Origin of the sequence: Streptomyces composti (genome assembly GCF_012034205.1) — a bacterium.
GTDB classification, from domain to species: Bacteria; Actinomycetota; Actinomycetes; order Streptomycetales; family Streptomycetaceae; genus Streptomyces; species Streptomyces composti.
The window spans coordinates 41,315-64,769 of record NZ_JAATEM010000019.1; the positions used below are offsets into that span (position 1 = coordinate 41,315).

General features: G+C 72.3%; 18 protein-coding genes and 1 pseudogene. 8 read left to right on the forward strand and 11 right to left on the reverse strand.

Going from position 1 to position 23,455, the window contains the following annotated elements; translation table 11 throughout:
- Positions 1–141 precede the first annotated feature (141 nt).
- The 4 genes from HCJ93_RS16990 (at position 142) to HCJ93_RS17005 (ending at position 5,058) form a co-directional block, all read left to right on the forward strand.
- Entirely contained in the window at positions 142–3,405 is a 3,264-nt protein-coding gene (locus HCJ93_RS16990; RefSeq protein ID WP_167996562.1) for a sensor histidine kinase, read from the forward strand.
- 10 nt (positions 3,406–3,415) lie between these two features.
- Positions 3,416–3,829: a roadblock/LC7 domain-containing protein gene (locus tag HCJ93_RS16995; RefSeq protein ID WP_029385896.1), complete on the forward strand. Its 414-nt coding sequence runs from the start codon at positions 3,416–3,418 to the stop codon at positions 3,827–3,829.
- A gap of 94 nt (positions 3,830–3,923) precedes the next feature.
- Entirely contained in the window at positions 3,924–4,496 is a 573-nt protein-coding gene (locus HCJ93_RS17000; RefSeq protein WP_167996563.1) for a DUF742 domain-containing protein, read from the forward strand.
- A complete protein-coding gene (locus tag HCJ93_RS17005; protein ID WP_044384251.1) occupies positions 4,477–5,058 on the forward strand; it encodes a GTP-binding protein in 582 nt (193 codons plus the stop codon). The genes HCJ93_RS17000 and HCJ93_RS17005 overlap by 20 nt, the downstream gene beginning before the upstream one ends.
- Before the next feature lie 202 nt (positions 5,059–5,260).
- Here the strand turns inward: HCJ93_RS17005 and HCJ93_RS17010 are convergent, their stop codons facing one another.
- The 4 genes from HCJ93_RS17010 to HCJ93_RS17025 form a co-directional block, all read right to left on the reverse strand.
- Positions 5,261–5,449 carry an acyl-CoA carboxylase subunit epsilon gene (locus HCJ93_RS17010; protein ID WP_167996564.1) on the reverse strand — a complete coding sequence of 63 codons (189 nt, stop codon included), beginning with the start codon at positions 5,447–5,449 and terminating at the stop codon, positions 5,261–5,263.
- 14 nt (positions 5,450–5,463) lie between these two features.
- The gene (locus HCJ93_RS17015; RefSeq protein ID WP_167996565.1) at positions 5,464–7,068 is read right to left on the reverse strand and encodes an acyl-CoA carboxylase subunit beta; all 1,605 of its coding nucleotides are present in this window, start codon (positions 7,066–7,068) and stop codon (positions 5,464–5,466) included.
- A 154-nt stretch (positions 7,069–7,222) separates the two neighbouring features.
- Positions 7,223–9,598 (reverse strand): polysaccharide lyase 8 family protein, encoded by a 2,376-nt coding sequence (locus HCJ93_RS17020; RefSeq protein WP_167996638.1) that lies wholly within the window; start codon positions 9,596–9,598, stop codon positions 7,223–7,225.
- 180 nt (positions 9,599–9,778) lie between these two features.
- Entirely contained in the window at positions 9,779–10,624 is an 846-nt protein-coding gene (locus tag HCJ93_RS17025; RefSeq protein WP_167996566.1) for an SDR family NAD(P)-dependent oxidoreductase, read from the reverse strand.
- A gap of 314 nt (positions 10,625–10,938) precedes the next feature.
- Here HCJ93_RS17025 and hpnR point away from each other — a divergent pair, with 314 nt between their 5' ends.
- Both hpnR and HCJ93_RS17035 read left to right on the forward strand, forming a co-directional pair.
- Entirely contained in the window at positions 10,939–12,438 is a 1,500-nt protein-coding gene (gene hpnR / locus HCJ93_RS17030; protein WP_167996567.1) for a hopanoid C-3 methylase HpnR, read from the forward strand.
- Positions 12,439–12,461: 23 nt separating this feature from the next.
- The gene (locus HCJ93_RS17035) at positions 12,462–13,328 is read left to right on the forward strand and encodes a DMT family transporter (protein WP_167996568.1); all 867 of its coding nucleotides are present in this window, start codon (positions 12,462–12,464) and stop codon (positions 13,326–13,328) included.
- Positions 13,329–13,905: 577 nt separating this feature from the next.
- Here HCJ93_RS17035 and HCJ93_RS17040 read toward each other — a convergent pair.
- The gene (locus HCJ93_RS17040) at positions 13,906–15,192 is read right to left on the reverse strand and encodes a glycosyltransferase (protein ID WP_167996569.1); all 1,287 of its coding nucleotides are present in this window, start codon (positions 15,190–15,192) and stop codon (positions 13,906–13,908) included.
- 156 nt (positions 15,193–15,348) lie between these two features.
- Here HCJ93_RS17040 and HCJ93_RS17045 point away from each other — a divergent pair, with 156 nt between their 5' ends.
- Positions 15,349–15,945 carry a YceI family protein gene (locus HCJ93_RS17045; protein ID WP_167996639.1) on the forward strand — a complete coding sequence of 199 codons (597 nt, stop codon included), beginning with the start codon at positions 15,349–15,351 and terminating at the stop codon, positions 15,943–15,945.
- A gap of 101 nt (positions 15,946–16,046) precedes the next feature.
- On the opposite strand, the gene HCJ93_RS17050 is transcribed toward HCJ93_RS17045, so the two are convergent.
- The 4 genes from HCJ93_RS17050 to HCJ93_RS17065 form a co-directional block, all read right to left on the reverse strand.
- Positions 16,047–16,619, reverse strand: coding sequence for a YdeI/OmpD-associated family protein (locus HCJ93_RS17050; protein WP_167996570.1), 573 nt, complete (start codon positions 16,617–16,619; stop codon positions 16,047–16,049).
- A 76-nt stretch (positions 16,620–16,695) separates the two neighbouring features.
- Complete coding sequence (locus HCJ93_RS17055) at positions 16,696–18,051, reverse strand: hypothetical protein (RefSeq protein WP_167996571.1); 1,356 nt, start codon at positions 18,049–18,051, stop codon at positions 16,696–16,698.
- Positions 18,052–18,153: 102 nt separating this feature from the next.
- Complete coding sequence (cimA, locus tag HCJ93_RS17060) at positions 18,154–19,758, reverse strand: citramalate synthase (RefSeq protein ID WP_167996572.1); 1,605 nt, start codon at positions 19,756–19,758, stop codon at positions 18,154–18,156.
- A 305-nt stretch (positions 19,759–20,063) separates the two neighbouring features.
- A complete protein-coding gene (locus HCJ93_RS17065; protein WP_167996573.1) occupies positions 20,064–20,582 on the reverse strand; it encodes a TolB family protein in 519 nt (172 codons plus the stop codon).
- A gap of 8 nt (positions 20,583–20,590) precedes the next feature.
- On the opposite strand from HCJ93_RS17065, the pseudogene HCJ93_RS17070 reads away from it, so the two are divergent.
- Positions 20,591–20,935 (forward strand): annotated as a pseudogene (locus HCJ93_RS17070) (cytosine permease); the annotation flags it as partial.
- Between the two features lie 114 nt (positions 20,936–21,049).
- Here the strand turns inward: HCJ93_RS17070 and HCJ93_RS17075 are convergent.
- Complete coding sequence (locus tag HCJ93_RS17075) at positions 21,050–22,138, reverse strand: branched-chain amino acid aminotransferase (protein WP_167996574.1); 1,089 nt, start codon at positions 22,136–22,138, stop codon at positions 21,050–21,052.
- A 252-nt stretch (positions 22,139–22,390) separates the two neighbouring features.
- On the reverse strand, positions 22,391–23,434 hold the full coding sequence (locus HCJ93_RS17080) for a 3-isopropylmalate dehydrogenase (protein WP_167996575.1): 1,044 nt from the start codon (positions 23,432–23,434) through the stop codon (positions 22,391–22,393).
- Positions 23,435–23,455 lie beyond the last annotated feature (21 nt).

Below are 23,455 nucleotides of genomic sequence, written 5' to 3' on the forward strand. Positions count from 1 at the left end.
TGTTTGGAAGTCCGCAGGTCGGCATGCTGGAATGCCTGAACTGCCCATCGGTCAAAGACGTACCAAGAAGTCGATGGTGAGCAGGGCTCTGAGACACTGCGGCACAACGAAGGTGCCGACCGCCGAGAGGTTGTTGGTCGAGTGAGGCGAAGCAAGAACAGTCCCGAGCCGTCGGCCCGGGGCAACTTCACCCCGCCGCCGCGCGCAGCGGCGCCCACCCCCGTGCCCGGTCCGGAGCCGACGGACGCGCCCGCCCCGAGCGGCGGCAAGTTCTCCCCGCGCAACTGGCGGGTGGCCACCAGACTCAACGCGATCCTGCTCATACCCGTGCTGGTCGGCCTGGTCATGGGCGGCTTCCAGGTGAGCAGCTCCATCGAGACCTGGCAGGAGGCCGAGGACGCGGAGAAGACGGCGCGTCTGGTGCAGGCCTCCCTGACGTACGCCAACGCTCTCTACAACGAGCGCGACATCACCGCGGTTCCGCTGCTCACCGGCAAGGGCGAGGACGACCCGACGGTCGTCAAGGCCCGCGCGGCCACCGACAAGGCGGCCGACGCCTTCGACGAGGCCGCACAGGACATGCCTGACAAGGACGGCCTGCAGCGCCGTCTGGAGCGCTTCCGCAAGGCCGAGCCCCGTCTGACGCAGCTGCGCACCGTCGCCTACACCGACAAGCTCAAGGGTGTGGAGACGGAGGAGGGCTACGTCGACGTCGCCCACTCCCTGATGGAGTTCGCCAACGAGCTCGGTCTGGGCACCGGAAACATCACCAGCTACGGCCGGACGGTCTACGCGATCTCGCTGACCAAGGCCGCGCTGTCGCTGGAGCGCTCCATCGGTATGCACATGCTGACGAAGCCGGGCCCGACCCCGAGCCAGCTCGCCAGCCAGCGCGTGGCCCTCTCCTCCTACGCCTACCTCGAGCGCATCGCCGTCGAGGAGTACCGCGGCGGCGGCACCGAGGCCGATGTGACCAAGCTGGAGCAGACCGCGCAGGACATCCAGGCCAAGGGCGCTGCGATGGCCAAGGAGGCCAAGCAGAAGGACCCGGACTACATCCCGCCGCCCGCCAAGCCGGAGACGATGATCGCCGAGGTGGCCCGGCTGAACACCACCGACCCGGCCGCCCGTGCCGAGCTGGCCGGCAAGGGCATCACGCCCGCGAACTGGTGGGCGGTGAACACCCTCAAGTTCGACGGTTACCGGCAGATCGAGGCCGATCTCGCCGACACCGCGGTGAACGAGGCCGCCGAGATCGCCGACGACGCCCAGCGCGACGCCTTCATCACCGGTGCCGCCGTCGTCATCGCGCTGCTGACCGCGTTCATCCTGGCCGGCCTGGTGGCCCGCCAGATGAGCCGCTCGATGCGCCAGCTGCGCAACGCCGCCTTCGGCATCGCCGAGCAGCGCCTGCCGATGCTGGTCGACCAGCTCTCGCGCACCGACCCCGGCCGGGTCGACACCCGCGTCGCGCCCATCCCGATCACCTCCACGGACGAGATCGGCGAGGTCGCCCGGGCCTTCGACCAGGTCCACCGCGAGGCCGTCCGGCTCGCCGCCGAGCAGGCCCTGCTGCGGGGCAACATCAATGCGATCTTCACCAACCTGTCGCGCCGCAACCAGTCGCTGATCGAGGGCCAGCTGACCCTGATCACCGAGCTGGAGAACAACGAGGCCGACCCGGACCAGCTGGAGAACCTCTTCAAGCTGGACCACCTGGCGACCCGTATGCGCCGCAACGGCGAGAACCTCCTGGTCCTCGCAGGCGAGGAGCCCGGCCGCCGCTGGGACCAGCCGGTGCCGCTGATCGACGTGCTGCGCGCCGCCTCCTCCGAGGTGGAGCAGTACGAGCGCATCGAGCTGTCCGGTGTGCCGGACGCCGAGATCCACGGCCGTGCCGTGACCGACCTCGTGCACCTGCTCGCGGAGCTGCTGGAGAACGCGACGACCTTCTCGTCGCCGCAGACCAAGGTCCGCGTCACCGCGACCCGTCTCCCCGACGGCCGCATCATGATCGAGATCCACGACAAGGGCATCGGTCTGACCGCGGAGGACTTCGCGGACATCAACCACAAGCTGGCCAACCCGCCGACCGTGGACGCCGCGATCTCCCAGCGCATGGGCCTGTTCGTGGTCGGCCGGCTGTCCGACCGGCACGGCATCCGGGTCCAGCTGCGCCCCTCGGGCGAGCAGGCCGGTACCACCTCGCTGGTCATGCTGCCCGACGCGATCACCCACGGCGGTGGCGGCGAGCAGCAGATGGAGAGCGAGGAGTTCACCGTCTCGCAGATCATTCCGGAGCAGAACTTCGGCGGCGAGGACTTCAACCAGCCCATGCGCACCGCCGCCGAGCTGGGATTCGACGACAGCCGCTACGCGGATGTCCCGGACGACATCCGTGAGCTGGACCCCGTCGGCCGCTCCCTGATGCGCGAGGAGCGCCGTGCTGCCCTGGAGGCCCAGCAGCAGGCCGCCGAACTGGAGGCCGCGAACCGCCAGAACGAGGGCGAGCAGTCCGGCTACTCCGACGACTACGCCCAGCAGGGCTTCGACAACGGCCAGGGCTACGACAACGGCCAGGGCTACGACGGCGGCTACCAGGACCAGCAGACCGGCGAGTACGACCAGCAGGCGTACGCCGGCGGGCAGCAGGCGTCGTACGAGGACCCGCAGCAGCAGTCGTACGGCGAGGGCTACTACGCCCAGAACGGGCACCTGCCGCAGAACGACGCGTACTCGTCGAACGGCAGCTACCCGGACGCCGCCTACGACGGCCAGGGCGGCCAGGACGCCTCCGGCGGGGAGTCCTTCCCCGGCTTCGGCGAGCGCCGGCCGCAGGACGACTGGCCCCAGCAGGACGACTACCGCAACGGCTACCCGTCCCAGTACCCTGCGGATGCCCAGGCCACGGAATCCACCCAGGCCGCTGACGCAGATGAGCGGGACAGCGTAGGCTTCGACCGTCCGGGACCGGCCCACTCCACCGTCCACGAGCTGACCGACGCTGGGCTTCCGCGCCGCGGTTCCTCCGCGAACGGCGCGAAGGGCTCGGGCGGCGCGCGGCAAGTGAACCAGGAGCCGCCGGCCTCCACCGCGGAGAGCAACGGTGACAGCGGCTGGCGTTCGGCGAACGACGAACGCTGGCAGCAGGCCTCGCAGCTCCGCAAGCCCAAGGCGGGCGGGGTGACCTCCTCCGGCCTGCCGCGGCGGGTGCCCAAGGCCAACCTGGTTCAGGGTTCCGCCGAAACCACTCCCCAGGGAGGCCCACAGGTCTCCCGCGCCCCGGAGGACGTCCGGGGCAGGCTGAGCAACCTGCGACGCGGTGTCCAACGAGGCCGCAGCGCAGGCAGTGAAACGAACGGCCAGGGCTTCGGTCCTGACAGCACCTACAACCAGGAGCGTTAGTGTGAGCCCGATGAGCCAGGCGGCACAGAACCTGAACTGGTTGATCACCAACTTCGTGGACAACACCCCGGGGGTGTCCCACACGGTGGTGGTCTCCGCCGACGGACTCCTTCTGGCGATGTCCGAAGGCTTCCCCCGCGACCGCGCCGACCAGCTCGCGGCCGTCGCCTCCGGTCTGACGTCTCTGACGGCAGGCGCCTCCCGGATCTTCGAGGGAGGCAATGTGAACCAGACGGTTGTGGAGATGGAGCGGGGATTCCTCTTCATCATGTCCATCTCCGACGGTTCGTCGCTCGCCGTACTCGCACATCCCGAGGCGGACATCGGCCTCATTGGGTACGAGATGGCCCTTCTGGTGGACCGAGCCGGTACGGTCCTGACACCGGATCTTCGTGCGGAGCTCCAAGGGAGCCTTCTCAACTAGAAGACAGACGGTGCGTTTTGGCGTCCCGTAGCCGTAAGGTTTCGGGACGCGGCGCCACAGTGTTGGGTGCCCGGCACAGTCGGAGGAGGAGAAAGTGGCAACACCCCCAGGCGGTTCGTCTTCGGGCAACTGGTCGTACGGTCCTGGCCAGGGCCAGAACGACTCTGCCCAGAGCGGATACGGCTACCCCTCCGCACCGAACCAGCGGCAGCCGTACGTGCCGCAGGGCCCCGGCCCTTCGCCGTACGACCAGCCGCCCGCGCCGCGCATCCAGCCCGTGCAGCCGCAGCGCCGCAACCCCGAAGCGGCGCCCGCGGGTGCGTCGAACAACCCCCTGGTGCGTCCGTACGCCATGACCGGCGGCCGGACCCGCCCGAGGTACCAGCTCGCCATCGAGGCACTGGTGCACACCACTGCACAGCCGCACCAGATGCAGGGACAACTGCCCGAGCATCAGCGGATCTGCAACCTCTGCCGGGAGATCAAGTCGGTCGCCGAGGTCTCGGCGCTGCTGACCATCCCCCTCGGCGTGGCCAGGATCCTCGTCGCCGACTTGGCGGAGGCGGGACTGGTCGCCATCCATCAGCCCGGCGGCGACGAGAACGCCGGCGGCCAGCCAGACGTGACACTGCTCGAAAGGGTGCTCAGTGGACTTCGCAAGCTCTAGCGGCGGTCCTTCCCGCTCCACCACCTCCGCGAAGATCGTGGTGGCGGGCGGCTTCGGCGTGGGCAAGACCACGTTCGTCGGCGCCGTCTCGGAGATCAACCCGCTGCGCACAGAGGCCGTCATGACGTCTGCTTCGGCGGGCATCGACGACCTCACCCACACCGGGGACAAGACGACCACGACGGTCGCCATGGACTTCGGCCGTATCACCCTGGACCAGGACCTGATCCTCTACCTCTTCGGTACGCCGGGCCAGGACCGCTTCTGGTTCATGTGGGACGACCTGGTGCGCGGCGCCATCGGCGCAGTGGTGCTGGTCGACACGAGGAGGCTCGCCGACTGCTTCCCCGCTGTCGACTACTTCGAGAACAGCGGACTGCCGTTCGTGATCGCGCTGAACGGCTTCGACGGGCAGCAGCCGTACTCGCCGGACGAGGTGCGGGAGGCGCTGCAGATCGGGCCGGACACGCCGATCATCACGACGGATGCGCGGCATCGGGCCGATGCGAAGTCCACGCTCATCACCCTCGTCGAACACGCCCTCATGGCCCGCCTGCGCTAGCTCTTCCACGAGGTTCCTTCAAGGTGCCCCTCGGCCCACCCGGCCGGGGGGCACCTTTGTGCCGGTGCGGGTGGGTGCGCGTCGGCCGGATGGCTGTGGGATGCCGGGGCGGGGGGTGTGGCTGGGCGCGCAGTTCCCCGCGCCCCGTGCGGGGGTGTTTCCCACCGCAAGAGAAAAGGGGCCCCGGGTGGGCCCCTTCGGGTCAGCGCCAGCTGTGGGGGGCGCGGAAGCCTGGTTCGCGTTCCAGGCGGCGCCAGCCTGCACGGGCCCTGCCCCGGTGGGTGGAGGCAGCCGCCGGGGTGGCGGCGCGGGCCAGCAGGATCGCCGTGATCGCAGCCACTTCCTCGGGCTCGGCGTGGCCCTTCTCGACGCGGATGTCGGGTGTCGTCATCGTTTCTCCGAAGCTCACTGGGGCGGGTTGCCGTGCTTGCGGGAGGGCAGGTCGGCGTGCTTGGTCTGCAGCATGCTCAGGGAGCGGATCAGCACCTCGCGGGTCTCGGCGGGGTCGATCACGTCGTCGACCAGACCGCGCTCGGCCGCGTAGTAGGGGTGCATCAGCTCGGCCTTGTACTCCTTGACCATGCGCGCCCGCATCGCCTCGGGATCCTCCGCCTCGGCGATCTGCCGGCGGAAGATGACATTGGCCGCACCCTCCGCGCCCATCACCGCGATCTCATTGGTCGGCCAGGCATACGTCAGATCGGCGCCGATGGACTGCGAGTCCATGACGATGTACGCGCCGCCGTAGGCCTTGCGCAGGATCAGCGAGATCCGCGGCACCGTGGCGTTGCAGTAGGCGTACAGCAGCTTGGCACCGTGCCGGATGATGCCGCCGTGCTCCTGGTCCACACCCGGCAGGAAGCCGGGGACGTCCAGCAGGGTCACGATCGGGATGTTGAACGCGTCGCACATCTGCACGAAGCGGGCCGCCTTCTCGGAGGCCTCGATGTCCAGCACACCGGCCAGCACCTGCGGCTGGTTGGCGACGATACCGACGACCTGGCCGTCCATCCGGGCCAGCGCACAGATGATGTTGCGCGCCCAGCGCTCGTGGACCTCCAGATACTCGCCGTCGTCGACCAGCTCCTCGATCACCCTGGCCATGTCGTACGGCCGGTTGCCGTCCGCGGGAACCAGATCCAGCAGCACGTCACTGCGACGCTCCACCGGGTCGGCGCACTCCACCCGCGGCGGGTTCTCCCGGTTGTTCTGCGGGAGCAGGGAGAGCAGGTAACGCACCTCGTGAAGGCACGTCTCCTCGTCGTCGTAGGCGAAGTGGCACACCCCGGAGGTCTCGGCGTGCACATCCGCACCGCCCAGACCGTTCTGGGTGATCTCCTCACCGGTGACCGCCTTCACCACGTCCGGACCCGTGATGAACATCTGCGAGGTGTCCCGCACCATGAACACGAAGTCCGTCAGCGCCGGCGAATACGCCGCACCCCCCGCACACGGGCCCAGCATCACGCTGATCTGCGGGATGACACCCGAGGCCTTGGTATTGCGCTGGAAGATGCCCCCGTACCCGGCCAGCGCCGAGACACCCTCCTGGATCCGCGCACCCGCACCGTCGTTCAGCGACACCAGCGGAGCCCCGGCCGCGATGGCCATGTCCATGATCTTGTGGATCTTCGTGGCGTGCGCCTCACCCAGCGCACCACCGAAGATCCGGAAATCATGCGCGTAGACGAAGACCGTCCGGCCCTCCACCGTCCCCCAGCCGGTGATCACACCGTCCGTGTACGGCTTCTTCGCCTCCAGACCGAAGCCCGTCGCCCGGTGCCGCCGCAACTGCTCGACCTCACGGAAAGAACCCGCATCCAGCAGCAGCTCGATACGCTCCCGCGCCGTCAGCTTCCCCTTGGCGTGCTGCGCCGCCGTCGCCTTCTCGCTCGGGCCGGCCACTGCCCGCGCACGGATCTCGTGCAGCTCGGCCACGCGTCCGCGCGCGTCGGCCGGCTCCCCCGACATCTCGGTCGGTTCGCCCGGCGCCTCATCCAAAACGGTCATGTAGTGACCTTACGAAGCCCCCAGGGGATTGCGAGCCGTCGACTCCTCACAGTCTCCGGCGCGTTTTCCTGGTGCCACTGAACAGAACCACAGCGCCATGCAGCCGTTCCGACTGCTCAGAGGGCTTCGCGCTTGTAGAGGTCACACAAACCCGTCAGCTGAGAGTCACCTCACACCGGTGAGTGGTACATACCTCCCCCGGAGTGACACGGACCCGCAGACGGCGCCCGGTGGCCAGGACCTCCACGGTGTCGTCGGCCCGTACCGGCCCCCGCACCGGATGGTCCCAAGTGATCTCCAGCGGTTCGCCCGTTCGGGTCGGTTCGCTCACGCAGAGGGTAGCGGTACGGCCCCGGCGGCGGAGCAGCACACCGGCGGGTGCGGTCGCGGTGAGCGGGCCCGCGGTGCCCGGCTGCCAGAAGTTGGCGGCGGTCAGGCCGAGGGAGGGCAGGGCCACGGCCTGGCGGGCGCGGTCGTTGGCGAGGATGCGCAGCCGGCCGCGGTCGGCGGCGCGGCGCAGGACCTGCCGGCGACTGGCGCCGGGCATCAGCACATAGGCGTAGGCCGCGTCGACGGGGTCGGTGCCGTGGTCGAGCCAGAGGGTCTGCCAGCGGCGGGTGCGGCGTTCGGTGGTGCTGGTGGTGTTGATGTCGGACCAGGCTCCGGTGCGGTCCTCGCGCAGGGTGCGCAGCTCGCCGTCGAGGACCAGCCAGCCGCCGTGGCCCTCCAGGTGCGCCCAGCCGGGGCCGCGGGTCAGGGCGTCGGTGCCGCCCTCCCCCAGGTTGCGGTTGTCGACGATGGTCTCGACGGGGACCCCGTCGGAGCAGGTGATGCCGGCGCCGAGGCAGATCACCGCGTCGTCCACGCAGAACCAGGACTTGCGGGCCTCAAGAGTGGAACCGAGGCCCTTGAGGTGCTGGCCCACGGCCGCGTACTCGCCGTCGGTGGTGCCGCCGACCCAGCGCACATCGGGCTTGGGCGCGCCCCACTCGCCGCCGGCCCGGTCGGGCAGGCGCTTGGTGGACACGGTGGTGCCGGGCAGCCGGTACCAGTCGACGGTGGGCCAGAACCAGTCCGTGTACTGGTCGCCGCGGCCCGGTGCCCACCACAGCAGCATTCCGGCGCCGGTGTGCCAGCCGCGCGGGTTCTCGCCGTTGCCGCACTCGTAGTGGGCGACGCGGTCGCTGGCCATGGCGATGTTCGCGGTGAAGCCGGGGCGGCGGTGCACGGCCCGGTCCATGGCGGCGAAGAGGCGGTGCCCGGTGGGCTCCGGGGCGGCGGGGAGGGGCGAGTCGGCGATGGCGTGCAGGCGGGCGAGGTCGGCGACACCGAACTGGCGGGCGGTGAGGATCGGGGAGACGGTGTCGCGCTCGATCCAGCCCTTCACCCGGGCCTGCCAGCGCTCCCGCTCGGCGGGGCTCGCGGCCCCGGCGAGCAGGGCGATGGCCGCGATCAGCTGCTGGCCGTGGAAGTGGTCCGAGCGCATCACGTGCCGGTCGTCGCTCTTGAGGTAACCGCGGCTGATGGCGCGCCCGTTGACGCTGTCCATGACCAGGCCGTCGTGGATGAGGGGCGCATAGGCGTGCTCGACGCTGTCCAGGACGATCTGCCGGGCCGGGTCGGTGACCTCCCACTCGGAGCCGGCCAGCAGGGTGAAGAGGCGGGCGAGACCGTCCAGCATGACCTGCCCGTAGGTGCCGGAGTAGGCGACCCAGGTGTGCTGGATGAACGATCCGTCCGCGTACAGGCCGTCGCCCCGGGTGACGTACGGGAAGACCGGGGAGAGCGCGTCCCGGGCCAGAGCGATCCTGGCGGGGTCGCGGCCGAGGATGCCGCGCAGGGCGACCGAGCGGCACAGGTCGACGCGGTTGGCGCCGGTGGAGGTGCCGGAGTAGTCGGTGAGCGCCGAGTCCGGGATGAAGTGGTCGATCGCGGCGCACACGGCCTCGATGCGCTCGGGACCGAGGTGGTCGAAGAGGGCGGCGGTGATGTCGGTCAGCAGCCGGGGGCTGCCGATCTGCCACTCCCACCAGTTGCCGTAGCGGGTGGTGGAGGGGTTGTAGACGGTGGCGGAGAGATGGTCGAGGCCGCGCAGGATCGCGGCGAGGAGGCCCGGGTCGCCGGTGGATCCGGTGCCGGGCTGGACGTAGGCCTGGGTCATTATCCACAGGCGGCTGTAGCTGAGGGTGATGCCCGCGGGCGGGTCGAAGGGGTGGCCGGGCCAGAGCGAGTCGGGCGCCGGGGCCATGCCGGCCGCGAGCTGCCGGGCCTCGGTCCCGGTCTCGGCCAGGCGGGAGGCGTAGGGCTCGGCCTCCGGGTCGTAGCCCTCGCCGAGGGCGATGGTGAGCCAGCGCCGGCGGAGAACGTCGTAGGGGTCGGCGGCGGCCCCGGCCGGTCCGCGTGCGGGCGCGGCTGCCCCTGCCGGTCCCGCGGGTACGGGCGCGACCGCTCTTGCCGGTCCGGCGGCCCCGGTCACCGCGAGCACGGTCAGCGCGCCGAGCAGCGCCCGCCGCCTGGTGCGCGGCAGCATCCGCCGCCTGTCCGTCCCGCCCTGCCCGGTGCCGTGTGCCCTGCCGCTGCCCTCGCTGCCGTAGCTGTCCATGACTGCCCCCGGTCGGACGGACGGAATCTGCGGACCGCCCTGGACCCTACCCACGCGGTGGGGGCGGCAGACACGGCGGAGGCGGCTGAGCGGGGTGGTCCCGCCCGGTCAGCCGAAGCGGTTGAGCAGTCTGCGGTACAGGCGGGGGGTGAGGGCGCGGACCCGGTTGGGGAGGGTGAGCCAGCCGGGGATGTAGGCCTCCTCGCGGGCCTCGGTGACGGCCTCCCAGACGGTGGCCGCCACCCGGTCCGGGGAGGTGGGGCGGGGACGGCTGCGGTGGTAGGGGCGGCCCCGGCGGGCGAAGAAGCCGGTGTCGACGGGGCCGGGGACGACCAGGGTGACGCCCACGCCGGTGCCGAGCAGTTCCTGGCGCAGCGCCTCGGCGAAGGCGGCGAGTCCGGCCTTGGCGGCCGAGTACACCGCCTCCTCCCGCACGCCGACCACGCCGGCGACCGAGCCGATGAACACCACCCGGCCGTGCCCGGCGGCCACCATGGACGGCAGCACCTCGCGGACCAGGTGCAGGGTGGCGTTGAGGTCGAGGGCCAGCACCCGGTCGATGTCGGTGTGCGGCATGCTCAGGAAGGGCCCCGCCCAGCCGATGCCGGCCCCGGCGACCAGCAGGTCGATCCGGCCGGTCTCGCGCAGCGCGGCCTGCGCCAGCAGCCGGGGCCCGTCCGGGGCGGCGAGGTCGGCGGGCAGCATCACCGCCGAGGTGCCGGCGGCCGTCTCCTCCAGCCGGCGCCGGTCGCGGCCGCTGAGCAGCAGCTGCCAGCCGCCGGCGGCGAGGCGCCGCGCCGTGGCCGCCCCGATGCCGGAGGAGGCGCCGGTGACCAGGGCGACCCGGCGGTCCGTGCGCGGGGGTGGACCGTCGTTGGGCGCCGGTGCGGCGGTGGCGCGGTGCACGGGGTCGGCCGGGGGGTCGTAGGTGGAGCCGGAGCCGGTGGTGGTCACGAAGCGGTCTCCCTGCGCTGTTCGGTCCGCTCTGCTCTCGTCGTCGCGGCGTGTCCTCGGTTTCCAGCACACCCGGCCCCGGCACCCTCCGCCAGTGCTGGGGGTCCGTCCGCCGGGGTGGGGCTCACCCGGTCCGGTGGGCCGTGCCGCGTGTCCCGGCGGCGGGACCGCCGCTGGGCGAGGACCACCCCTGCGAGCCGCCGGGTGCCGCCAGGCGGGCGTATGCGCAGTACGGGTCCGGGCCCGCCGGGATACGAAGGGAAAACCCCTGTTCGGTTCCCGGACGCGGTCCGGCTCCCTGTGGCGAGGTCATCGTGCGTCTGCTGCTCGTCCACCCCAGCGCCCTGATGTACTCCGAGATCTTCCTCCGGCTCGAACCGCTGGGCCTGGAGCGGGTGGCGGGTGCCGCCCGTGCGGCCGGGCACCAGGTGCGGGTCGTGGACCTTCAGGTGCTCGGGGTGCGGCGGCTGCGCGAGGAGGTGCGCTCGTTCCGGCCCGAGGCACTGGGGATCTCGCTGAACTACCTGGCGAACATCCCCGAGGCGATCGCCCTGGCCAAGCGGGTGAAGCAGGAGGTGCCCGGCTGTTTCGTGTTCCTCGGCGGGCACAGCGTGTCCTTCGTCGCGGAGGAGGTGCTGCGGCAGGCGGAGGGCGCCGTGGACGCGGTGGTGCGCGGCGAGGGCGAACCGGCGGTGGCTCCGCTGCTGCGGGCGGTGCGCGACGGCGGCGTGGACGAGGTGCCGGGGATCGTCACCGTACGGGGGCGGGGGCCCGCGCCGCTGATGCTGCACGGCATCGACGAGCCGCTCCCGGCGCGGGATCTGATGCGGGCGCGGCGCCGCTACTTCATCGGCGAACTGGACCCGTGCGCCTCCATCGAGTTCACCCGCGGCTGTCCCTGGGACTGCTCGTTCTGCTCGGCCTGGACGTTCTACGGCCGCAGCTACCGCAAGGCCTCCCCCGAGGCGGCGGCGGAGGACCTGGCGCGCATCCGCGAGCCGAACGTGTTCATCGTGGACGACGTGGCGTTCATCCGGCCCGAGCACGGCGACGCGATCGCCGCGGAGGTGGAGCGGCGCGGCATCCGCAAGCGGTACTACCTGGAGACCCGGGCGGACGTGCTGCTGCGGCATCCGGAGGTGTTCGAGCGGTGGGCGCGGCTCGGGCTGCGCTACATGTTCCTCGGCATGGAGGCGATCGACGCCGAGGGTCTCGACCTGTACCGCAAGCGGGTCAGCCCCGACGAGAACTTCAAGGCGCTGCAGACCGCGCGGCGCCTGGGCATCAAGGTCGCCATCAACCTGATCGTGGACCCGGCGTGGGACGCCGAGCAGTTCCGGGTGGTGCGGGAGTTCGCGCTGGCCGTGCCGGAGATCGTGCACTTCACGGTGATGACGCCGTACCCGGGTACCGAGATCTGGCACACCGAGTCGCGTCGGCTGACCACGCGCGACTACCGCCTCTTCGACATCCAGCACGCGGTGGTGCCGACCACGCTGCCGCTCGACCGCTTCTACGAGGAGCTGGTGCGCACCCAGGCGGTCATCAACCGCAAGCACCTGGGCCTGCGCACGGCGTTCGGGGCGGCGCGGGTGCTCGGCCGCAATCTGCTGCACGGGCAGACCAACTTCGCGCGCATGCTGTGGAAGTTCAACCAGGTGTACAACCCGCGCCGCCAGTTCGCCGACCATGCCCGGCCGGTGCGCTACGAACTGCCGCTGCCGCAGCGCATCGACGTGGGCGACCGGCGGCAGCTGTACGTCCACACGCGGGGCGCGGCGCAGGGCGCGCCGAGCCGCAGGACCCCGGACTAGGCCGGTCACCGGCCGCTCGCGTCATGGCGATCGCCGTTCTGGCCTCCCTCGCCGCCGGTGTCTGCTTCGCGGTGGCGGGCGTGCTGCAGCAGTGGGCCGCCGCGGCCCGGCCGGACTCGGAGGCGCTGCGGGTACGGCTGCTGGGGCAGCTGGTGCGCGACCGCCGCTGGCTGTGCGGGATCGGGCTCGCGGTGGTGGCGTACGGCTTCCAGTCGCTGGCGCTGGCGTTCGGGCCGCTGAGCCTGGTGCAGCCGCTGATCGTGACCGAGCTGGTGTTCGCGGTGCCGCTGTCGGCGCGGCTGCACCGGATGCGGCTGGGCCGGCGGGAGTGGTGGGGCACGGGCGCGGTGGCGGCGGGCCTCGCCCTCGCCCTGGCCTCGGCCCGGCCGCACGGGGGTGATCCGGCGGCGGCCGGTCCGGTGTCGTGGGCGCTGGCGACCGGTGGTGTCGTCGCCACGGCCTGCGCGGCCCTGGCGGCCGCCGCCCGGCTGACCGGACCGTGGCGGGCCTCGGCCACGGCGCTGGCGGCCGGTGCGGTCATGGGCGCCCAGTCGGTCCTCCTCGCCGCGACCGTCGACGAGCTGCGCCACGGACTCCTCGCGGCGCTGACGGCCTGGCAGACCTACGCCCTGGTGGCGGCGAGCGTATGGGGGCTGCTGCTCATCCAGAGCGCCTTCCAGCAGGGCCCGCTGGCGGCGAGCATGACCGTGATGGACGCGACGGAACCGGCGGTGGCGGTGATCGTGGGCACGGTCCTGTTCGGCGAGTCCCTCCGCACCGGCTGGCCCCTGTCGGCGGTGACGCTCGCGGGACTGGTGCTGGTGGCGGCGGGCATCGTACGGCTGGACACCTCACCGGTGATCGCGGCGTTGCATCGGCGGGCGGGCTGAGGGCGGGTCGTGTCGTCCGGCCCGGGAGGGGTGGTGCCGGCCGGCGCCCGGGCGCCCGTGCATCCGGGGCCCGCCGCACCGAGGCAGGCACCGGCACGGGCGCCGTGTACCGAGGGCCGGGGCAGGCCTCCGCCGAGGCGGCAGCGCGCCGGGCCGCGCGGCAGGCGGGGTCGTGCGGCAGGCGGGGTCGTGCGGCAGGCGGGGTCGTGCGTACGGCGCCTGACGGCCCGTCGGTGGCCCACCAGCCGCCGGCGGCGCCAGGCCCGCCGCCCGCCCGGTGGCCGCGGAGGGCAGGGGCGAGAGATCCCCGGCCAGGAGCCGGCCCCGGACCGGATGAGCAGCCCTGTCGCCGGCGGGCGTCCCGCAGCAGGTGACCGAGGGCCGGCGGCGCCGGGTCCGCATGCTCGGGGCCGCAGCGACGCCCGCCACGCCGTCCGCCCGCGCGGGTCCGACGCGTGCCCTCCGGCGCCCGCCCGCCCGGCCGTCGGCACGGGGTGGCCGGGCGGGCGGGCGCCGGGAGGTGTGGGGCCGACCGGTGCGGCGAGAGGGGTGCCGAGCGCGACTCGGCGGATGCCTCCTACCGATGTGCCGGACGGCCCGCCGTCCCCGGAGGGGCGGCGGCATGCTGCGGTGACCAGACCGGGAGGAGGTCCTCCCGCAGGACGCGGTCCCAGGTGGGGTGGGCGGTCCGGGCGACGGTGGCCGCACGGGCACCGACGGCCTTCCGGCGAGCCGGGTCGGCCAGCAGGGAGGCGAGGGTATCGGCCCAGGTGAGGGGGTCGTCGGAGGTGACGAGGACGCCGTCGCGGCCCGGTTCGGTGAGCCAGCCGGTGGTCCGCGCGCCCTCCGGCAGGACGACTGCCAGGCCGCTCGCCATCGCCTCGGCGACGACGTTCCCGCTGGTCTCCGTGCGGGAGGGGAAGGCGAAGATGTCGCAGGCCGCGTAGACGCGGGCGAGGCGGTCCTGGGGTACGGGGCCGAGGAGGGTGGCGTCCGGGCCCAGGACGCGCCGGACGTTCTCGGCCTCGGCGCCGGAGCCGGCCGCGACCAGGTGGGCGGCCACGCCGCGTTCGCGCAGCAGGCGCAGGCTCTCGGTGAGCAGCGGGACGCCCTTGGTGGCGTCCAGCCGCCCGGCGAACAGCACCGCCGGGCGGTCGGCGGGGACGCCGTGGGTGCGGGTGAGCCAGGCGCGGGCGCAGGGGTCGGGCCGGAAGCGGGCGTGGTCGATGCCGCGGCGCAGCAGCGCGACCCGGTGCGAGCCGAGGGTGCGGGCGAGTTCCGCGCGGGCGGGTGCCGTGGGCACGAGCACCTTCTCGCAGGCGGCGAGCAGCCGGTCCCTGCGCCGCCGCAGGGCGCGCTCCGCGTGCTCGGCGAGGAAGCCGCCCACCGCCGGGTGCGAGCCGGGCAGCCACCGGTCGGCCAGGTAGCGGGCGTAGACGGAGGCCAGCAGCGGGACATCGGTGTGCACGGAGGCGACGAGCCGGGGCCGCCGGCCCTCGGGCCGGCCGCGGGCGAGCCGTACGGCGGTGGTGGCGAAGGCGAAGCTGTGGGTGAGGTGCCAGACGTCGTGCCGGGGCAGCAGCGCGGCGAGCCGGGGGTGGTGGGGGGCGAGGTCGCAGGGGTCCTCGGCGCTGTCCGCTGAGCGCATCGGCGCGGAGCTGAGCAGCGGCCGGAGCATGACCAGCCGGACGTGCGGCGCGAGGTGCTCGGTGTGTTCGCGCTCGCCGAGGAAGTAGACCGTCAGGTCGAGTCCGCTGCCGGCGGGCAGCCGGGCGGCGCTGTGCGCGAAGTGCTCCCAGCACTTCACCTGACCGCCCGACGTGTCGCGTCGCAGCAGCTCGACCAGGACGGCGACCGAGGGCACGCACCCCGTGTACCACCCGGCCGGGTGATCCAATCGCGGCGCCCGGCCGGAAGATGTTGAATGTTTAAGGGAATAGGTCTAGGGTGGGTACCGTTGAGATGGTTGAACGTTGAACGTGATCTCGACGTCACCCTCGTCCCCCTCAGGAGGAAGATCATGGGCAACTCCAACCACAGCGACACCGCGACCGCCACGGCCACGATGAGCCCTGATCTCGCCGCGCTGACGGGCGACTACACCATCGACCCCGCGCACACCACCCTCGGCTTCACCGCGCGGCACGCGATGGTGACCAATGTGAAGGGCGAGTTCCGGGAGTTCAGCGGCACCCTGCACCTGGACGGCACCGACCCGTCGAAGTCCACCGCCTCGATCGACGTGGTGATGGACAGCATCGACACCGGCAACGCCGACCGTGACGACCACCTGAGGAGCGCGGACTTCTTCGACACGCAGAAGTACCCGACGATGACCTTCCGCTCGACCCGCGCGGAGGCCCTCGGCGGCGACGACTACCGCATCACGGGCGATCTGACGATCCGCGGCGTCACCAAGCCGGTCACCATCGACCTGGAGTTCAACGGCGCCGCCAGGGACCCGTTCGGCAATGAGCGGGTGGGCTTCGAGGGCAAGGCCGAGATCCTGCGCTCCGACTGGGGTCTGACCTGGAACGCGGCGCTGGAGACCGGCGGTGTCCTGGTCTCGGACAAGATCAAGCTGAACTTCGACATCTCGGCGATCCGCAACGCCTGACCGGGTCGCCCCGGTCCCGGCGCCCGGGACCGGGCGCCTGCCGCGCCCGCCTCTCCCGCGTCAGGCGGGAGAGGCGGGCGCGCTGCGTATTCGGGACCGGCTCAGTCCGTCCCGGCCGCCAGCCTCTCCACCGCGGCCCTGATCCGGGCGGCCCGGCCGCGTTCGGTCCGCGCCCGCAGCACCGGCAGCACGACCAGGTACCGCCCGGTCCTGCCGAGCGCGTCGAACGCCGCCTTCGCCCGCGGGTTTAGCGCCAGCTCCGCGGCGAGGTCCTCCGGCACCGACGCCTCCCGCTGCGAGGCGTACGCCGCCTCCCAGCGCCCGTCGGCCCGGGCCGCCTCGATCTCTGCGAGGCCGCCCGGCCGCATCCGCCCCTGCGCGATCAGCTCCAGCGCCCGGCGCACATTCACCAGCGACCAGGCGCTTCCGGGCCTGCGCGGGGTGATCCGCTGCAGGAAGTACACCTCGTCCAGCCCCTTGCGCTGCCCGGTGATCCACCCGTGGCACAGGGCCACGTCGTTGACGTCGCCGGCGCCGAGCGAGGCGACCTGCGTGCCCTTCTTGGCGACCTTGACCCACAGGCCGGGATGAGGCGCGGGGTGCCCGCTCAGCCAGGCGTCGAGCGCGTCGGCGCCGGCGAAGGCGAGGGGCTCGCCGTCCCCGGCAGGGCTCATGGGACGACGGTGGGCGGCATGGCGGTCAGCAGCGGTCCCGCATGAGGGACCGTGGGCTCGGAAGCACCCCGGCGGTTCAGAACCCGCCCCCGAAGTCGCCGCCCCCGCCGAAGTCGCCGCCGCCGAAACCTCCGCCGAAGCCGCCGCCGAAGTCGCCGCCGTCGAAGTCCGCGCCGGAGACGTCGCCGCCCTCGTAGCCGCCGAAGTCGCCGTAGCCGGCGCCGTAGTCGGACGCGTAGGCGGATCCGGCCATCATGTTGCCGAGCATGGTGCCGATGAGCAGGCCGGGCAGGATGCCGCCGCCGAAATAGCCGCCCACCCAGGGTCCGTAGGCCGGGCCGGCCTCCCAGTAGGGGCGGCGGCCGTACTCGGTCTCGACCTCGCGGACCGCCGGGTCCCGGCCCTCGGCCAGGCGGACGCGGTCGGCCTCGCAGACCGGGACCTCGCGCTCGATGCCGCCCGGCGGAGTCCAGCGGGCGTCGGCGACCGAGGGGCCGTGGCGCGGGTCGAAGAAGCAGGGCGGGCGCCGCTCGGGCAGCTCGCGTCCCGCACGGCGGGCGGCGAGGCAGGCCAGGGCGAAGCGGCCGTCCTCCACGGCCTGGGTGACCGCCCGCACGTCCTCCGGCTTGCGGGCCTGCTCCATCAGTTGTTTGGCCTGCTCGTAGGCGTCCAGCGCGTGCTCGTAGTCGGTGCGCATCGCGTCGTCGGCACCTGGTTCGCCCGGATGGAAGTCGAGCCGGTCCAGCTCCTCACCGAAGGCGGTGATGTCCTCGTCGACCACCACGCGCAGCTTCTCCAGCGCGGCCCGCTGCTCCTCCTCGTGACGCCGGCGGTTGCGGCGGACCATGGCGTAGGCGCCTGCGCCGCCCGCGGCGAGCAGCGCACCGGTGGTGATCAGGCCGCCGACCGGGACGTCCGTGCCGCCGCCCTCGCCCCAGGAACCCGGCGCCGAACCGCCGAGGTTGCGCAGCGCACCGTCGACGAAGTCGTTCAGCTGGGCCTTGGCGTCGCCGGCGTCCTGCACGGAGGCGACCAGGTTCTGCACGCCCTGGTTGCTCAGCACGCTGCTGTCGGCGCGCGCGTCGAAGCGGTCGCCGAGCCGGACCCCGTAGAGTCCGGTGATGCCGGTCTCGGTGCGCAGCTCGCGCCAGAACTGGTCGCCGGTCGGGAAGCCGGCCGGGAGAACGGCGACGAAGACGGGCTTGTCCGCGTCCTCGATCTTGTCGGCCAGCGCCTCGGCGTCCGACGGCGACAGGATGTCCCGGGCACCGGGATCCACGTAGACGGGGTTCTCGCGCAGCCCGGCGGCGACGGCCGAGAGGTCGTCGGTGGCCGCATGCGCACCCGGCGCACCGGCCAGCAGCGCCGCCAGCGCGGCGGCGATCGGCACGATCAAGAGGCGTACGAGGGTACGCACCGGTGCGGCCTTCATATGTTCGAAGCTACCCGAACCGCTACGTAAACGGACATAGATCCCGGCGGGAACTTGCACCGCCCGCCCCGCCGGGACCGGATGCCGCAGTGCCGGGGACGGTCACCCGGCCGGCGCGACGCCCGCGCGGAGCAGACCGTAGGTGTAGGCGTCCTCCAGGGCCTGCCAGGACGCGGCGATCACGTTCTCCGCGACGCCGACCGTGGACCACTCCCCCACGCCGTCGGAGGTGGAGATCAGCACCCGGGTGGTGGACTGGGTGCCGTGCTTGCCCTCGAGGATGCGCACCTTGTAGTCGACCAGCTCCAGCTTGGCGAGCTGCGGGTAGATCTTCTCCAGGGCGACCCGCAGGGCGCGGTCCAGGGCGTTGACCGGGCCGTTGCCCTCGGCGGTGGCGACGATGCGCTCGCTCTTGGCCCACAGCTTCACCGTGGCCTCGTTGGCGTGGCTGCCGTCGGGACGGTCCTCGACGATGGCGCGCCAGGACTCGACCTGGAAGTACTTCAGCGGCTTGCCCTCGACCTCGGCGCGCAGCAGCAGCTCGAAGGAGGCGTCGGCGGCCTCGTAGGTGTAGCCCTCCAGCTCGCGCTCCTTGACCCGCTCCACGACCCGGGTGACCAGCTCGCGGTCGTCACCGAGGTCGATGCCGAGCTCCTTGCCCTTGAGCTCGACGGAGGCGCGTCCGGCCATGTCGGAGACGAGCATCCGCATGGTGTTGCCGACCTGCTCGGGGTCGATGTGCTGGTACAGGTCCGGGTCCACCTTGATGGCGGAGGCGTGCAGCCCGGCCTTGTGCGCGAAGGCGGACAGGCCGACGTACGGCTGGTGGGTGGAGGGGGTGAGGTTGACGACCTCGGCGATGGCGTGGGAGATGCGGGTCATCTCGCGCAGCCGGCCCTCGGGCAGCACCTTCTTGCCGTACTTCAGCTCCAGTGCGGCCACCACCGGGAACAGGTTGGCGTTGCCGACCCGCTCGCCGTAGCCGTTGGCCGTGCACTGCACATGGGTGGCGCCGGCGTCGACGGCGGCGAGGGTGTTGGCGACCGCGCAGCCGGTGTCGTCCTGGGCGTGGATGCCCAGACGGGCGCCGGTGTCGGCGAGCACGGTGGCGACCACGGCCTGGATCTGGGCGGGGAGCATGCCGCCGTTGGTGTCGCACAGGACCACCACGTCGGCGCCGGCCTCGGCGGCGGTGCGCACAACCTGCTTGGCGTACTCGGGGTTGGCGCGGTAGCCGTCGAAGAAGTGCTCGCAGTCGACGAACACCCGGCGGCCCTGGGCGCGCAGGCAGGAGACGGTGTCGCGGACCATCTCCAGGTTCTCCTCGAGGGTGGTGCGCAGGGCGAGCTCGACATGCCGGTCGTGGGACTTGGCGACCAGGGTGACGACCGGGGCGCCGGACTCCAGCAGCGCCTTGACCTGCGGGTCCTGGTCGGCGGTGGTGCCCGCGCGGCGGGTGGAGCCGAAGGCGACCAGCTGGGCGTGCTGGAACTCGATCTCCTGCCGTGCGCGGGCGAAGAACTCGGTGTCCCGCGGGTTGGCGCCCGGCCAGCCGCCCTCGATGAAGCCCACGCCGAACTCGTCCAGGTGCCGTGCGATGGCCAGCTTGTCGGCGACCGTGAGGTTGATGCCCTCGCGCTGGGCGCCGTCGCGCAGAGTGGTGTCGAAGACGTGGAACGAGTCGTCGAGCTCGCTGGTTGCGGTCATGGTCTGAAGGCTCCTGAAGTTGGATCTCGGTCTACCGGAATGACCGGCTCCACCGTCCCCCCATGGTCCCTCGCGCTCGCCTCCCGGCGGTGGGTGGGGCCGGGAAACAGAAAAACCTCTCGCGGGTGCGAGAGGTCTGCGCGCGGGTCGAGGACGACGGTGTCCGCCCGTACGGTGTCGTACGTGCGGTCACTGCGGACCGGCGCGCCTGCTGCCAATAATCGTGGCGAACGAGAGCACGGGGGCAGTCTGGCACAATCCGCCCCCGCGCTCACCGACTGTCTCAGGATGCGGGCGGTGGGTGGTCAGCGCAGCCGGCGCACGAACCCGTCATCGCTGCCGTCATCGGCGACGAGCTGTGCGGAGCCGCTGCCGAAGCCGATGTGCCGGGCGCCCTCGGTCACCGCGCTCACCCGTACTCCCGCGTCCGTCACCGGCCCGCCGGTGACGGACTCGCTGATCGGACGGCTGGTCCCGGTGCGCAGGTCGTACAGGTAGGCGTTGGCCGGGGCCCGGGTGCCGTCCGGAAGGCGCGGCGCCGCCACGTAGGCCACGTGGCCGCCGTCCGGGCTGATCACGGGCTCGTCGTGCAGCTCGGTCCCGGGGGCCGTCTCCAGTCGCAGGGTGACGTCCCGGTCGAGGTCGCGCACGTAGAGGCCGGACGAGTCCGGGGCCTCGCCGGGCGCCAGAGCGTCGTCGAAGCTCCTGAAGGCGACCCGGGTGCCGTCCGCGGAGAGCGTGGCGGGCATCGCGTACTGCGGGGACGGGGTGCCGTCGGCCCTGACGCCGACCCGTTCCTCGGTGCCGGTGCGGCGGTCGTGCACCCAGGTGACCGTGGGCCGTCATCACCCTGACCGGCCACATCCGCTGCGGCGGCGTCTACGACCCGGACGCCCTCCAGGTCTTCAACCGCCGCTCACGCGGCGGCATCTACTGGTACCGGGGCGGCTGGAACCTGCCGGCCACCTTCTCCTGGGCGGCGGGCGCGCTGGTCGGCGTCCTGTCCGTGTCCCTGCCGTCCTACGAGGGCCCGCTGCTGTCCCTCACCGGCGGCGTCGACTGCAGCTTCCTGCTGTCCGCCGTCACCGGCGGCCTCGCCTACCTCCTGACCACTCCGTCCCGCCCCGCCACCCCCCGGACGGCGGAACCGGCGCCGGAAGACCAACTCGTCGGCTGACACCACCGGCGAAGCCCCCTCAGAAACCCGAACGCCCACCCCGCCACCGACAGCGTCGGACGGCGGGGTGGGCGAGGCCCGGGGGGCCGGGGGCGGAGCCCCGGGCAACGACGCTCAGCCCAGCGGATGCATCCACCCGTGCTTGTCCTCGGCCGTCCCCCGCTGAATGTCCAGCAGCGCGCTCCGCAGCCGCAGGGTCACCTCACCCGGCTCCCCGCCCGACTGCTGCCACTCGGCCCCGGCCCGCTTGACCGTGCCGACCGGAGTGATCACCGCCGCCGTGCCGCAGGCGAACACCTCGGTCAGGCTCCCGTTCTCCGAGTCCCGCTGCCACTGCTCCACGGACACCCGCTCCTCCACCGCCTCGTAGCCGAGGTCCCGGGCCACGGTCAGCAGCGAGTCACGTGTGACGCCCTCCAGGATCGAGCCGGTCAGGGTCGGCGTGACGATCTTGTCCCCGTACACGAAGTACAGGTTCATGCCGCCGAGCTCCTCGACCCACTTGTGCTCCACCGCGTCGAGGTAGCACACCTGGTCGCAGCCCTCGGCCGCCGCCTCCGCCTGCGCCAGCAGCGACGCCGCGTAGTTGCCGCCGGTCTTGGCCGCGCCCATGCCGCCCGGCACGGCCCGCACCCGGTCCTCGGACACCCAGATGGAGACCGGCTTCACGCCGCCGGGGAAGTACGCCCCGGCCGGCGAGGCGATCACCAGGAACAGGTACTCGTTGGCCGGCTTCACCCCGAGCCCCACCTCGGTGGCGATCATGAACGGGCGCAGGTAGAGCGACTCCTCGCCGCCGTGCGCCGGCACCCACGCCTTGTCCTGCTTGACCAGCGCGTCGCACGCCTCGATGAAGGTCTCGACGGGCAGCTCCGGCATGGCGAGCCGCCGGGCGGACCGCTGGAAGCGCCTGGCGTTCTGGTCGGGCCGGAAGGTGGCGACCGAGCCGTCGGGCTGGCGGTAGGCCTTCAGCCCCTCGAAGATCTCCTGCGCGTAGTGCAGCACGGTGGTCGCCGGGTCGAGCTGGATCGGCGCGTACGGGACGAGCTGGCCGTCGTGCCAGCCGCGCCCCTCGGTCCACTTGATCGTCACCATGTGGTCGGTGAAGTGGCGGCCGAATCCCGGGTTGGCCAGGATCGCCTCCCGCTCCGCGTCCGAGAGCGGGTGGGCGGAGGGCTTGAGCTCGATCGTGGGCGTCGTCATGAGTGGTTGTCCTTCACCGAGTTGTAGTGACGGGCCGCGCACACGCCCCCACGGCCGGTGGCCGATGCTAGGACGTCCGAGCATTCCCTCATTCCGCGGCTCCGCGTTCGATTATCGCCCGGGGCGGTCGCGGGCGGAACGGGGGGAATGCGGCCCGGTGGTCGAATGGTGGCACCCGGCTCGGGCATGCGAAAGCCGCCGGGCGCGTCCCGGCGGCTTCGCCTTGCTGCAGTGAGGTCGAACGCGCGCCGGTCAGCCCGCTACGCGTACGGCGAGCGCGTCGCCGATCTCGGAGGTGCTGCGGGCGGGCAGGGCGCCGCGCTCCGCGAGGTCGGCGGAGACGGCCTGCTCGATGCGGTCGGCCTCGGTGTCGTAGCCGAGGTGGCGCAGCAGCAGGGCGACGGACAGGACCGTGGCGGTGGGGTCGGCCTTGCCCTGGCCGGCGATGTCCGGGGCGGAGCCGTGCACCGGCTCGAACATCGACGGGAACTCGCGGCTGGGGTTGATGTTGCCGGACGCCGCGACGCCGATGCCGCCGGAGACGGCCGCGGCGAGGTCGGTGATGATGTCGCCGAAGAGGTTGTCGGTGACGATCACGTCGAAGCGGCCGGGGTCGGTGACGAGGTAGATCGTCGCGGCGTCGACGTGGATGTAGTCGGTGGTGACCTCGGGGTACTCCTCGGCCACCTTGTTGAAGATGCCGGTCCACAGGTGACCGGCGAAGGTCAGCACGTTGTTCTTGTGGACCAGGGTGAGCTTCTTGCGCGGGCGGGCCTGGGCGCGCTCGAAGGCGTCCCGGACCACGCGCTCGACACCGAAGGCGGTGTTGACGGAGACCTCGGTGGCGACCTCGTGCGGGGTGCCCTTGCGGATGGTGCCGCCGTTGCCCGTGTAGGGGCCCTCGGTGCCCTCGCGGACGACGATGAAGTCGATCTCGGGCTGCCCGGCGAGCGGGGTCGCCACGCCCGGGAGGAGCTTCGACGGGCGCAGGTTGACGTGGTGGTCGAAGGCGAAGCGGAGCTTGAGCAGGAAGCCGCGCTCGAGGACGCCGGAGGGGACGCTGGGGTCGCCGATGGCGCCGAGGAGGATGGCGTCGTGCCGCTTGAGCTGCTCCAGGTCGGCGTCGGTGAGGGTGTCGCCGGTGGCGTGGTAGCGGCGGGCGCCGAAGTCGTACTCCTTGGTCTCCAGCTTCACATCCTGCGGGAGGACGGCGGAGAGGACCTTCAGGCCTTCGGCCACCACCTCCTGGCCGATGCCGTCACCGGGGATCACTGCGAGATCGATGCTGCGAGACATGCGGGCACCCTACTCCTCGTC

Excerpts from the sequence above, each read along its gene's own strand:
- HCJ93_RS16995 (WP_029385896.1), top strand. The coding sequence starts at position 3,416 with ATGAGCCAGGCGGCACAGAACCTGAACTGGTTGATCACCAACTTCGTG.
- HCJ93_RS17010 (WP_167996564.1), bottom strand. The coding sequence starts at position 5,449 with ATGACGACACCCGACATCCGCGTCGAGAAGGGCCACGCCGAGCCCGAG.
- HCJ93_RS17015 (WP_167996565.1), bottom strand. The coding sequence starts at position 7,068 with ATGACCGTTTTGGATGAGGCGCCGGGCGAACCGACCGAGATGTCGGGG.
- HCJ93_RS17020 (WP_167996638.1), bottom strand. The coding sequence starts at position 9,598 with ATGCTGCCGCGCACCAGGCGGCGGGCGCTGCTCGGCGCGCTGACCGTG.
- HCJ93_RS17035 (WP_167996568.1), top strand. The coding sequence starts at position 12,462 with ATGGCGATCGCCGTTCTGGCCTCCCTCGCCGCCGGTGTCTGCTTCGCG.
- HCJ93_RS17045 (WP_167996639.1), top strand. The coding sequence starts at position 15,349 with ATGGGCAACTCCAACCACAGCGACACCGCGACCGCCACGGCCACGATG.
- HCJ93_RS17050 (WP_167996570.1), bottom strand. The coding sequence starts at position 16,619 with ATGAGCCCTGCCGGGGACGGCGAGCCCCTCGCCTTCGCCGGCGCCGAC.
- HCJ93_RS17055 (WP_167996571.1), bottom strand. The coding sequence starts at position 18,051 with ATGAAGGCCGCACCGGTGCGTACCCTCGTACGCCTCTTGATCGTGCCG.
- cimA (WP_167996572.1), bottom strand. The coding sequence starts at position 19,758 with ATGACCGCAACCAGCGAGCTCGACGACTCGTTCCACGTCTTCGACACC.
- HCJ93_RS17075 (WP_167996574.1), bottom strand. The coding sequence starts at position 22,138 with ATGACGACGCCCACGATCGAGCTCAAGCCCTCCGCCCACCCGCTCTCG.
- HCJ93_RS17080 (WP_167996575.1), bottom strand. The coding sequence starts at position 23,434 with ATGTCTCGCAGCATCGATCTCGCAGTGATCCCCGGTGACGGCATCGGC.